The following is an 11,583-nucleotide window of genomic DNA, read 5'->3' as shown; positions in this document are numbered from 1 at the left end:
AGCGAAAATATCACCCGGATAGTGAAAAAACAATATGGAACGCGGGGATCCTGGTTAATCGCTCTATTTTTATTCGACTATCACGTATTTTTCAGCACTTTGTTTGCATAAACAGCCGTTTCATCGGCGTTTGGAATACCGCCTTTTTATACCCCAATCATGGCTGTGGCAAGAGAAAAACCACATTCAGTCCGCAACGACTCCAAAATGGCTTTATGCAGCCACTCCCCATGCAGATTCTGGCTGGAGAGAATGGATCAAACTGATTTTATTGGCCCCTTGTCAGGAAGCTGCGTTCCCCTTCGCACACCCCACATCAAGCTGAAAAGTAACAACTCCCTAATAAATGGCCCCGACACCCCACGGAAAGCGAGAGAAATGTGACACAGAGCCAATAAGTAATGATAAGGTGGGATTTTTATCAGTTTTTGTGATCGAGGCCCCGATGTTGCTCAATGTCTTGCTGATCCTGTTGCCACTGGTGATCGGCTATCTGGTTCCCCTCTCCTCCGCCCGATTGATCAAGCTGGTCAATCAGGGGCTGGGCAAAATGGTCTACCTCATTCTCTTTCTGATGGGGCTGGGGCTTGCCTATGTGGAGAACCTTGGCAGCAACCTCGCCGTCATCTTCAAAGTGGCCGGGGTCATGCTCGGCGCCATTACCCTCTGCAACCTGCTGGCCCTCTGGTGGCTCGACAAGCGCTCGCCGCCGACCCATGCTGCCAGCGATGCCAAAATGCCGAGCAAACTCCATCTCCTGTGGGAGTCGCTGCAGCTCTGCTTTGTGGTACTGGGCGGTGTGCTGCTGGGTCTGCTGGTAGATCTGCGCGCCCTGCCCATCGACAAGTGGAGCGAGTGGGCGCTGATGCTGCTGCTCTTTCTGGTCGGGGTGCAGATGCGTAACTCCGGCATGCGGCTGCGCCAGATCCTGCTCAACCCCTGGGGGATGAAGATCGCAGCTACTGTCATTGTCAGCAGCTGGCTCGGCAGCCTGCTGGCGGCCCAGCTGCTGGGCATGCCCCTGGCTCACGGGCTGGCGCTGGGATCAAGTTTCGGCTGGTACTCGCTCTCCGGTATTCTGGTGGCCGACAAGCTGGGACCTGTGCTGGGCTCTGCCGCCTTTATCAACGATCTGGGACGCGAGCTTATCGCCATCCTGATCATTCCGATCCTGATGCGGCGTCACCCCTCCGCGGCTATCGGTTATGGCGGCGCCACCGCCCTCGACTTCACCCTGCCGGTCATCCAGAAGTCAGGGGGCATCACCGTCGTGCCAGTGGCTATCGTCTCCGGCTTTATCCTGAGCCTGCTCGGCCCCATCCTGATCCTCGGCTTTCTGGCTATCTAGGCTGCCTCTCCCCAGCAAAAAGCCCGACACAGTTGTCGGGCTTTTTGTTTGAAAATCGATACGCGCAATAAAACGCCAAGTGCTTAGCTACGCCACTGACCGCCGCTCATCACCTTAGTGATGGCGAGCGACGCTGATTTGATCAGCAGCAAGTCGGCATCCTGACCGACACCGATCCGCCCCTTGCCGCCAAGCCCGAGCGCCTGCGCAGGGTTGGCGCTCACGACCGCCAGCGCTACCTCGAGCGGCACCCCGAGCTGGCAGGCACGAACGCACTCCTGCCACAGGCTGGCGATCTGGCCGCAGCGCATCTCGATAAGGCGTCCCTCGCCATCAAAGCGCGGCAGACTGGCGTTGGCATCCGAGCTGAAGCTGATGCGATCGGCTGGTACGTTGGCGGCCAACAGCTCCACCAGCGCATCGGCTGCCAGCCGCTCGCCATCCTCCACCAGATCGGGAAAACTGGAAGTGGTGAGATCGACCCAGCCTCCCGCCTTGCCCCACTCGATCGCCTCGGCGAAGAGCCAGGGGTTGCGATTGCAGTGGGTCGGATAGAGCTGGCGCAGCGGAATATCGGTCTTGTCACGCAGCGCCCGTAGTGGCGCCAGTGCGCCCTGACCATCGCCCAGATGAAAGAAGCTGACCCCGCTCTTGCCCGCGAGCAACCCGGCCACCCGTGCCTCGCTCACCAGACGGGCCAGCTCGTCATGGGTTGGCGCGCTGGATCTGTGGTCGCTGATAGCCACCTCTCCCACCCCCAGCACTTCGGGGATCAGGATGATGTCGGACTCCACCGTGCCGGTGATGCTCTTGACCGGCAGATGGTAGGAGCCGGTATACATGAAGGCGCTCACGCCGGCGGCGCGAAACTCACGCACCTTGCCGAGCACCTGAGCCGGCGAGCGGGTCAGGCTGTCGGTACCAAGCGCCGCCACCAGCGTGGTCACTCCGGTCTTGAGCGCCTCGCTCGCCGCCAGTTCGGGGGTACGAAAGGCAAAGCCACCCTCACCGCCACCTCCCGTGATATGGGCCAGCGGATCCACCATGCCGGGCACCAGATAGTGACCCCGTCCATCGACGCGCACCAGTGGCCAGTCGGCGGGCACGCTCATCCCCTTGCCCATCCAGGCGATGCGGCCATCCGCCACCAGCAGATCCTGCTGGCCAAGGTAGGCGGGGCTGAAAATTTCGGCCCCCTCGATCAGGGTCAACATCATGGTTACTCCTCGCTCAATCCCGTGACATGCCATCAGGCAGATGGACTATTTACCCACTATTGGCGCGCCGGTGAAAGCACTTCCTGAACAAGACTTTCATGAGAGATGGAAGATCCGCTACTCTCAGCGGCACTATCCGTTCGCAGGCCCCGCTTTCATAATGAACTTTCTGGCTCACCTTCATCTGGCCGCCCACACCGGAAGCTCCCTCACCGGCAACCTGCTCGGCGATTTTGTCAAAGGTTCGCTGCCAACGGGCCTTGCCGCACCGTTTGACGAGGGGATCTGGCTGCACCGCAAAATCGATGCCTTCACCGATAGCCATCCCGAGCACAAGGCGGCCGTCGCCTGTTTCGAGGCCCCCTGGCGCCGTTTTGGCGGCATAGTGGTGGATATGCTCTACGACCACTGGTTGAGCCAGCACTGGCAAGTGTTCAGCGCAGACCCCCTGCCCCGCTTTCTCGCGCAGAGCTATGGCCAGTTGCTGGCTGATCACCACGTCTTGCCAGAGGGGTTGCCGCTTCCCCTCAAGCGGATGGCCGAGCAGAACTGGATCGCCTCCTATCAGCGCAAGGAGGGGCTGGCGCAGGCCCTCAATGGTATTGGCCGCCGGCTACGCCGCCCGATGCCGCTCGGCGATGCGCTGCTCACCCTTGATGAAGCACAATGGCAACGGTGCGAAGCAGGATTTCTGCGCTTCTACCCGCAACTGATGGGTCACAGCGTGCAGCAGCTGGTCCTGCTCCGGGCAGATTCGGGTCTGGTATCACCGCCATAAAAAACGCCCCTTGCGGGGCGTTCTTCATTACGTAGCTTCATGTTACTTCCTGCATTACCTGGCTTCGTCTTTCTTCTTGCGAATGCTGAGGCCCAGTTCGCGGCCACGCAGACGGGCGTAGTAGATGGTGCCGACAAACGCGAGGGTGGTGAACAGCAGCTCCACCACCGCCAGCCAACGCTCCCCCTCATCCGTGGTGATCAGGGTCAGGGCATGGAGGAAGTAGGGCATCAGCACGAAGTTGCCCCAGGCGTGGGTATAGGGGTTGCCCTGCACTATCCCCTTGAGGGGGAAGAGCAGCGGCACCGTCCAGATCACCGGCAACAGCCAGGGGTTGAGGTCGGGATGGGGCGAGAGCCAAAGATGCCAGAGGATGACCCAGCCCAGCAGACCAAAAAAGCCGACCAGAGTCAGCAGACGAGCAAAGCGGGTGCTCACTTGAGGATCTCCAGCACCAGCTCCGGCGGGCGACCAATGCGGGCCTGACCGTTTTTGATGACGATGGGACGCTCGATAAGTTTGGGATGCTGGTGCATGGCACGAATAAGGTCGTCGCCATTCACTTCGCCGAGGCCCAGCTCCTTGTAGAGATCTTCCTTTGTACGCATCAGCTGGCGCGGGTCGCTAAAGCCAAGCAGGGTCAGCAGCTTGCGGATCTCCTCTTCACTCGGGGCCTGCTCCAGATAGAGCACCACATCAGGGGCGATCCCGTGCTGTTCCAGCAGCGCCAGGGTTTCACGGCTCTTCGAGCAGCGCGGATTGTGGTAGATTTGGGTCTCGCTCATGGTAACTCCCTGATTAATCGCAAGATGGGACAAGAAACGGCGCTATTGTAGGGGAAAGTGATGGTCAGGGTAAGCGGCAGTGGAAAGGAATTGAAACGAATTTGTTGGCTGATTGTGGCCGGCCTGCTGGGCGCCTGCACGCCCGCCCCCGAATTTACCGACTCAGCGGGGCAAACGGTGGCCCTTGACCACTTTGCCGGCAAGCCGCTCTTGGTCAACTACTTCGCCCCCTGGTGCGCCCCCTGCCTGCGAGAGATGCCGCACCTAAACACGCTGGCTACCGAAGGAAAGATCGCAGTGGTGGCAATCAACTACGACCCGATCACCCCGGCAGAGCTGGACAGGCTGGCCGCGCAGTACCACATCAAGATGCCGCTCCTCATTGCCAATGAGGATGCCAGGCTCCCCTTCCCTCGCCCAAGCGGGCTGCCTACCAGCTACCTGCTCGATAGTGAGGGCAAACTCAAGCAGACGCTGGTTGGTGAACTGGATCAATCGCAGATCGACGCCCTCAAGGCATCCATCAGGCATCCGGGCAACTGAGCGGCCCACAGTGCTCAAAGCTGTTTCTCTGACTCACCATAAACAACAAGGGCGCACCAGAGTGCGCCCTTGTTGTTGGCAATAGCCTCTCATCACCCCTTGAGGCTGTCGAGATCCTTCTTGGCCCGCTCCAGCTCGGTGATACGCGCCTCCAGTCGGGCCAGAGTCATCCGGTCACTGGTGGTGCCGCGCGCCACGATCAGCTCGTCGATGGCCGCCTGATAATCACCGCGCAGGGAGAGGATTTCAGCCCGCGCCATGTGCAGCTCGGTCATTCTACCCGCCTTGCGATAGGCGTCGGAGAGCAGGTTCCAGGCCAGATTGTTCTCCTCATGCGCACGGGCATAGGGGTCGAGGATGGCGATGGACTTCTTGTAGTTGCCGCTTTCGAGATAGGCGTTGCCAAGGTTAACCACCACCACCTCGTTGTCCGGCATCTGGCTGCGGAACTTCTCGAGGCGCGCGATGGCCTGGGCACTGCGCCCCTTGGCCAGATCGATGTCGGTCTGGGCATCGACGATAAAGAGATCTTCCGGATGACGGGTGGCCAGCTCCTTCATCAGCGTGTCCGCTTCGTCGGTGCGTTTGAGCTGGATCAGCGCCAGCGCCTTGCCATAGATGGCGGCATCCTTGAGCGGATAATCCCCTTTCTGGATCCGGCTGTCGAAGTAACTCAGCATCCCCTGTGGGGTATCGGTGCCATAGCGCACCTGAATACGCACCTTGGCCAGCCAGAAGTCGAGGCTCGGCGGCAAGTCGCGGCGGCCATAGCTGCTCGCCCGGACACGGGCCTCGCTGATCCGGGTCTCCGGCAGCGGGTGAGTCAGCAGCATTTCGGGCGGCTTGCTGGCATAGCGATACTCGGCAGCCAGTTTCTGGAAGAAGTTGGCCATCCCCATGGGATCGAAACCGGCATCGTAGAGGGTCTTCATACCGATCCGGTCCGCTTCGTATTCGTTGTCGCGGGTGTAGTTGATGGCAGACTGCATGGAGAGGCCCAGCGTGGTCTGCAACGCCGCAATACCGGCGGTCGGGTTGATCACCGCCAGTGCGATGGAGCCCACCAGACCGGCCAGAGTCACCGCCGAGCTGCTTGCCTGCGCTTCCATATAGCGGGCGATGTGGCGCTGGGTCACGTGGGTGATTTCGTGGGCCAGTACCGAGGCGAGCTCGCTCTCGCTGTCGGCGTAGAGGAACAGGCCGGTGTGCACCTTGACCCGCCCGCCAAGGAAGGCGGCCGCGTTGATGCTGGGATCATTGATGAGGAAGAAGGTAAACGGGAAACGCACCCCATCGGCGTTGGAGAGCAGGCGCTGCCCCAGATCGTCGATATATTGGCTCAACACGGGATCATCGATGATCGGCAAACCGGCACGGGCAAAGCGCATGAAGGCATTGCCATAGCGGACCTCCTGCTCGATGGGCAGGGCCGATACCCCGGCGGTGCCTATGTCAGGAAGCTGATTGTTCGCCTCGGCATGAAACGTGGCGCCCATCAGGGAAGCCAGCAGGGGAAGTGATGCCATCAGGGGGGAAAAGCGTGCCACGTTATCTCTATCTCCATCAGAAAGGGCCTCGGCAGAATACCCTTGCCCATCAAGGGCTACAAGCGTTGTTTCATGCTCTTATCACGGCCATAATAGCGGCCATCTGCGTGATGGAGCCCCCATGGAATATCTCGACCTGACCCCCTGGCGCTGTCCCGAGCCGCTGATCCGGCTCAAGCTCTGGTTGCGGGAGGCCAAAACCGGTCAAACCGTGACCATACGGCTGGCCGATGCGGGCTCTCGGCAGGATATTCCGGCCTATCTGCAGCGTCTCGGCCACAGGGTCATTCTCACCCAGGAGCCGGACAATACCCTCTCTTTGCAGCTGGTTGTCGGGGCGACACAGCCATCTTGAGCCCCTGTCGTGTAAGGATGCAGTCATGTTAGAAGTCTTGAAGCGCTGGTATCAGACCCGGTTCTCCGATCCCGATGCCGTTACCCTCTTCCTGTTGCTGGTCTTCTGCTTTGCCATCATCTGGCTGTTTGGCGATCTGCTGGCTCCCCTGCTGGTGGCGCTGGTGATGGCCTACCTGCTGGAGTGGCCGGTGGCCCGGCTGCAAAAGGCGGGGCTGTCGCGCACCCTGGCCACCAGCGTCATTCTGCTCCTCTTTATTACGGTGGCGGTCGCCGCCCTGTTGGGCCTTATCCCGACGCTGGTCAGTCAGGGGATCAATCTGGCCAAAGAGGCGCCGGCCATGCTGACTCACGCTCAGGATTATGTCCGCACCCTGCCTGACCGTTATCCCGAGCTGATCGACGTCAGTCTGGTGGAGACGGTCATCGACAACATCCGCCAACGCATTCTCAGTGGCGGCGAGCATCTGGTGAGCGCCTCTCTCAGCTCGCTGGTGAACGTGGTCGCCATCATGATCTACCTGATCCTGGTGCCGCTGATGGTCTTTTTCATGCTCAAGGACAAGCGGGTCTTGATGGGCAGCCTGCGCCGCTTCCTGCCGCGCAACCGCACCCTGGTCAACCGGGTGTGGGTCGAGATGAACAACCAGATCATCAACTACATCCGCGGCAAGGTGATCGAGATACTCATCGTAGGCATCGCCACCTATGTCCCCTTCGCCCTGATGGGACTGCGCTATTCGGTGCTGCTGGCGGTCGCGGTCGGCTTCTCGGTGCTGATCCCCTATATAGGCGCTGCCGTGGTGACGGTGCCGGTGGCCATGGTTGCCCTGTTTCAATGGGGCCTCACCCCGGAGTTTGCCTGGCTGATGGTGTCCTATCTGGTCATTCAGGCCCTCGATGGCAACCTGCTGGTGCCGGTGCTCTTCTCGGAGGCGGTCAACCTCCATCCGGTCGCCATCATCATCGCCGTGCTGGTCTTTGGCGGACTATGGGGATTCTGGGGGGTCTTCTTCGCCATTCCCCTCGCTACCCTGGTCAAGGCGGTGATCAATGCCTGGCCGAAACGTGAAGATCTGCCGAGCGCCGCAAAATAACCCACTTCCCATGCAATCGTGACAACGGAGTGTCCATGACCTGTTTCCGTCAAATCAGAGCGGCAGTGCTGACGGCCCTGCTCCTCGCTGCCGCCCTGCCCGCCCGCGCCGATATCGACCTTGGCTCTATGGATCTGCTCACCAGCGACAGCCCCACCAGTCCGGTGCCACAAGGCTTTGTCGTCGGTGCGGCGCTCATCGGGGGACAAGCCCGCTATGAGGCGCAGGATAATGCCACCTACGCCATCCCGGGCTTTATCTACTTCGGCAAGCAGTTTATGTTTCTCGGCGATCGGGCGCGCTACTACTTCCACAAGGATGAACATGTCGCCCTGTATGGCTATGGCCGGGTGCGGTTTGGCAATCTGGATCCCGAGGATTCTCCCGCCTTCAGCGGCATGGAACAGCGCAAATGGCAGCTGGAAGGCGGGATCGGTGGCAACATCATCACCCCCTACGCCCTGCTGACCGTGCGGGCCAACAGCGATATCACCGGCCGCAGCAAGGGTCAGGAGCTGCTGCTGTGGGCCGACTTCCCCATTCAGCGCGACAACCTGCTCATCATGCCGGGGATGGGGGTGATGCTGCGCAGCGACAAGATGGCCAACTACTACTTCGGCGGCATCTCCGAGAGCGAGGCCACCGCCCAGCGTCCAGCCTGGGATACGGGGTCAACCCTCTCCCCCATGGCGGCGCTCATCACCAGCTACCGCTTCAGTCCCAACTGGATTGGCATGTTTGCCATGAACTACGAATTGTATGATCGGGACATTAAAAACAGCCCCATCGTCCAGCACGATGGCGAACTCTATGCGGGATTTGCCTTGGGCTATATCTGGTAACGGTGATAAGCCGTGAGATACGAACAAACAAAAGGGAGCCCTCGGCTCCCTTTTTCACGACCATCTTCAGGCTGCCCATTCAGGCTCATAGCGCTGCCAGAAATTCGCTCAGTTGCTGATTGACGAAGGCCGGATTTTCCAGCGACGAGATGTGGCCAGCTGCCGGGATCTCCCTGAACGGGCAGCCCAGCACCTCGGCCATCAGATAGCCCTCCAGCACTGGACGCGCTTTGTCCTCGCAGCCGGTCATCACCAAGGCAGGAGTGCTGATCTCCTCCAGCCACTCGATGCGATCCTCGCGGGTCACAAAGCTGCGGCCCACCGCCACCATGGCGGCGATCTTATCCTTTGGCCAGGCGGTAAGGCGCGCCTTGAAACCGCTCATCAGCGCTTCATCAGGCTGATTGGCAAAAAAGAGCGGCGCCACCTGTTCGACGATAGGCGCCGGCACGGTGCCAAGCTGCTCGATCATCGCCAGCATGCCGAGGTAGCGCTCGCAGGTGATCTGCGGCTCGAGGCCAACGAAACTATCCATCAGCACCAGCCCCTTGAGGCGAGCTGGGGCCATGCGCGCCAGCTCCACACCCCACATGCCACCGATGGAAAGGCCCACCAGCACGAACTCGTCAACCCCGAGGGCATCGAGCAGTGCCAGATGATCGCGCGCCAGGGTTGCCAGCGTGCAGGCGCCTTCCGGAAGCAGATCGGAATCGCCGTGGCCCCACAGATCGGGAACGATGCAGCGATAGCTCCCTTTGAGCGCCTCGATTTGCGGCGCCCACATGGTGCTGTCCCACAGATAGCTGTGACCAAACAGCAGCACCGGCCCTTGCCCTTCATCCAGATAGGCCATCCGGCGGCCCGCTATCTCCATAAAATGCTTCATGTTATCTCCTGTTGCCAGCGATGGGCGGGCAGTGTATCACGTCCCCCTTGGCAGTCGACTCTCCCTGGTGCAAGCTGAAGTGACGGCAAGAAGGGACTCAAAGAGGAGAAGAAGATGCCGAAGGACAAGAGCAAGAAGCGGCCACGTCTCGACAAGAAATGTTATGAACACCACCTCGCCCACCTGCAGGAGGAGCTGGTCAAGCTGCAGGAGTGGGTCAAGCAGGAGGGGCTCAAGGTGGTAGTGCTGTTCGAGGGACGGGACGCTGCCGGCAAGGGGGGCGTCATCAAGGCGATCACCGAGCCCCTCAACCCCCGGGTCTGCCGGGTCACGGCGCTGCCCGCCCCCTCGGATCGCGAGCGCTCCCAGTGGTACTTTCAGCGCTACGTGGCACACCTGCCCGCTGCTGGCGAGATGGTGCTGTTTGACCGCTCCTGGTACAACCGCGCCGGGGTAGAGCGGGTGATGGGCTTTTGCAGCGACGCCGAGTATCGCGAGTTTCTGCGCGCCTGCCCCGAGTTCGAGCGGATGCTGATCCGCTCCGGCATCACCCTGATCAAATACTGGTTCTCGGTCTCCGATGAGGAGCAGGAGAAGCGCTTCAAGGAGCGGATCAACACCCCCATCAAGCGCTGGAAGTTCAGTCCGATGGACTTGCAGTCCCGCTCGCGTTGGGTCGAATACTCCCGAGCCAAGGATGACATGTTCACCTACACCGACACCCAGGACAGCCCCTGGTTCGTGGTGGAGGCGGACGACAAGCGCCGTGCCCGCCTCAACTGCATCGCCCATCTGCTGGGCAAGGTGCCCTACGAGGCGATCCACTACGAGCCCATCAAGCTCCCCCCCATCAAGACCGAAGGGTACGAACGCCCCCCCCTGACCAGCCAGACCTTTGTCCCCGATATTACTGCCGAACTCGAGGGCTGAGCCCTGCCACTGCGCCTGCCGGTTTAGCCAAACGGCAGGCAATAAAAAGCCGGTCGCAAGACCGGCAAAAAGGCATTGAAGATACGGAAAACTTGCACCAAACCGCTATCAGGTACGGATGTACTTGGCTGTGCGGGGGAACGCCTGCTCCTTGGCATCGAACAGATAGCAGGCTTCAGCCGGGATCCCCACGCTGTAGCTCTGACCGGTCGCCACATCCACATCCGAGGTGGTCTTGACGGTAAAGTCGTGACCATCTACATCCATATAGACGAATGATTCGGCCCCCAGATGCTCGGCAACCTGCACCACGCCACTCAGCTTGCTGTCGGCATGGGCGTGGCTCAGCGGCACCAGATGCTCCGGGCGGATACCCAGCTCAACCTTGTCACCCACCGCGCCACGACGGGCATCGACCCGCACCCGCACGCTGTCGCCGGTAGAGAGCTTGACCACGCACTCCTGCTCGCCAATCTCCATCAGCTCGGCAGCCAGGAAGTTCATCTTGGGCGAACCGATAAAACCGGCCACAAACTTGTTGTCCGGGTTGTGGTAGAGATCCAGCGGTGAACCGAACTGCTCCAGGTTGCTGGCGGCATCGGTCTTGAGCGGGCTCAGCACCACGATCTTGTCGGCCAGGGTCATCGCTTCCACCTGATCGTGGGTCACGTAGATGATGGTGGAGTTGAGCTCCTTGTGCAGCTTGGCGATCTCGATCCGCATCTTGACCCGCAGCGCGGCGTCGAGGTTGGAGAGCGGCTCGTCAAACAGGAACACCTGCGGCTGCTGCACGATGGAGCGACCGATGGCAACCCGCTGGCGCTGACCGCCGGAGAGCGCTTTGGGCTTGCGCTCCAGCAGCGGCTCCAGACCCAGAATTTCAGCGGCACGCATCACCCGCTTGTGGATGTTCTCCTTGTCCATCTTCTTGAGCTTCAGACCAAAGGCCATGTTCTCGTAGATGTTCATGTGTGGATAGAGGGCGTAGGACTGGAACACCATGCCCACGTTGCGCTCTACCGGCGGGACATCGTTCATGTAGCGACCGCCGATGGTCAGCTCACCGCTGGTGATGTCTTCCAGACCCGCGATCATCCGCAGCAGGGTGGATTTGCCGCAGCCGGACGGGCCGACGAAGACGATGAACTCGCCCTCCTTGATGGAGAGGTTGATATTGCGCAGGGTGTCCTTGTGAACAGCCGGGTCGTAATTTTTGCGAACGTTGTTGAGTACTACTTCAGCCATGACGAGCTCCG

General features: G+C 60.5%; 13 protein-coding genes. 7 read left to right on the top strand and 6 right to left on the bottom strand.

The genetic code is table 11. The features are described from left to right. Positions 1-445 precede the first annotated feature (445 nt). Positions 446-1,348 carry a lysine exporter LysO family protein gene (locus AAHA39_RS01035; protein WP_203976620.1) on the top strand — a complete coding sequence of 301 codons (903 nt, stop codon included), beginning with the start codon at positions 446-448 and terminating at the stop codon, positions 1,346-1,348. 83 nt (positions 1,349-1,431) lie between these two features. On the opposite strand, the gene iadA is transcribed toward AAHA39_RS01035, so the two are convergent. Then, entirely contained in the window at positions 1,432-2,562 is a 1,131-nt protein-coding gene (gene iadA, locus AAHA39_RS01030) for a beta-aspartyl-peptidase (RefSeq protein WP_320657042.1), read from the bottom strand. A 163-nt stretch (positions 2,563-2,725) separates the two neighbouring features. Here iadA and AAHA39_RS01025 point away from each other — a divergent pair, with 163 nt between their 5' ends. Further along, on the top strand, positions 2,726-3,343 hold the full coding sequence (locus AAHA39_RS01025) for an acyl carrier protein phosphodiesterase (protein WP_320657035.1): 618 nt from the start codon (positions 2,726-2,728) through the stop codon (positions 3,341-3,343). Positions 3,344-3,397: 54 nt separating this feature from the next. Here AAHA39_RS01025 and AAHA39_RS01020 read toward each other — a convergent pair whose 3' ends face one another. Next, entirely contained in the window at positions 3,398-3,781 is a 384-nt protein-coding gene (locus AAHA39_RS01020; RefSeq protein WP_041209367.1) for a DUF2069 domain-containing protein, read from the bottom strand. Then, the gene (arsC, locus tag AAHA39_RS01015; RefSeq protein ID WP_041209366.1) at positions 3,778-4,128 is read right to left on the bottom strand and encodes an arsenate reductase (glutaredoxin); all 351 of its coding nucleotides are present in this window, start codon (positions 4,126-4,128) and stop codon (positions 3,778-3,780) included. Before arsC ends, AAHA39_RS01020 begins: the two co-directional genes overlap by 4 nt. A gap of 60 nt (positions 4,129-4,188) precedes the next feature. Here arsC and AAHA39_RS01010 point away from each other — a divergent pair, with 60 nt between their 5' ends. Beyond that, entirely contained in the window at positions 4,189-4,671 is a 483-nt protein-coding gene (locus AAHA39_RS01010; protein WP_320657034.1) for a TlpA family protein disulfide reductase, read from the top strand. A 92-nt stretch (positions 4,672-4,763) separates the two neighbouring features. Here the strand turns inward: AAHA39_RS01010 and bepA are convergent, their stop codons facing one another. Next, positions 4,764-6,218: a beta-barrel assembly-enhancing protease gene (bepA, locus tag AAHA39_RS01005; protein ID WP_407707140.1), complete on the bottom strand. Its 1,455-nt coding sequence runs from the start codon at positions 6,216-6,218 to the stop codon at positions 4,764-4,766. A gap of 121 nt (positions 6,219-6,339) precedes the next feature. On the opposite strand from bepA, the gene AAHA39_RS01000 reads away from it, so the two are divergent. From AAHA39_RS01000 to AAHA39_RS00990, 3 genes are read left to right on the top strand one after another with little or no spacing between them, the layout of a single operon-like run. After that, on the top strand, positions 6,340-6,573 hold the full coding sequence (locus tag AAHA39_RS01000) for a sulfurtransferase TusA family protein (protein WP_320657033.1): 234 nt from the start codon (positions 6,340-6,342) through the stop codon (positions 6,571-6,573). A gap of 25 nt (positions 6,574-6,598) precedes the next feature. Then, positions 6,599-7,669 (top strand): AI-2E family transporter, encoded by a 1,071-nt coding sequence (locus AAHA39_RS00995; protein ID WP_320657032.1) that lies wholly within the window; start codon positions 6,599-6,601, stop codon positions 7,667-7,669. Positions 7,670-7,704: 35 nt separating this feature from the next. Further along, complete coding sequence (locus tag AAHA39_RS00990; RefSeq protein WP_320657031.1) at positions 7,705-8,511, top strand: MipA/OmpV family protein; 807 nt, start codon at positions 7,705-7,707, stop codon at positions 8,509-8,511. Between the two features lie 85 nt (positions 8,512-8,596). Here AAHA39_RS00990 and AAHA39_RS00985 read toward each other — a convergent pair whose 3' ends face one another. Beyond that, complete coding sequence (locus AAHA39_RS00985) at positions 8,597-9,397, bottom strand: alpha/beta fold hydrolase (RefSeq protein WP_043849821.1); 801 nt, start codon at positions 9,395-9,397, stop codon at positions 8,597-8,599. 114 nt (positions 9,398-9,511) lie between these two features. On the opposite strand from AAHA39_RS00985, the gene ppk2 reads away from it, so the two are divergent. Next, the gene (gene ppk2, locus AAHA39_RS00980; RefSeq protein ID WP_041209359.1) at positions 9,512-10,327 is read left to right on the top strand and encodes a polyphosphate kinase 2; all 816 of its coding nucleotides are present in this window, start codon (positions 9,512-9,514) and stop codon (positions 10,325-10,327) included. A gap of 108 nt (positions 10,328-10,435) precedes the next feature. On the opposite strand, the gene AAHA39_RS00975 is transcribed toward ppk2, so the two are convergent. Further along, positions 10,436-11,572, bottom strand: a complete 1,137-nt coding sequence (locus AAHA39_RS00975; protein WP_320657030.1) for an ABC transporter ATP-binding protein — start codon at positions 11,570-11,572, stop codon at positions 10,436-10,438. Between the last annotated feature and the right edge of the window lie 11 nt (positions 11,573-11,583).

The sequence above is a fragment of the Aeromonas sp. SE22 genome (genome assembly GCF_038739755.1).
Taxonomy (GTDB): Bacteria; Pseudomonadota; Gammaproteobacteria; order Enterobacterales; family Aeromonadaceae; genus Aeromonas; species Aeromonas jandaei.
This window is presented reverse-complemented; position numbering and strand designations above follow the sequence as displayed.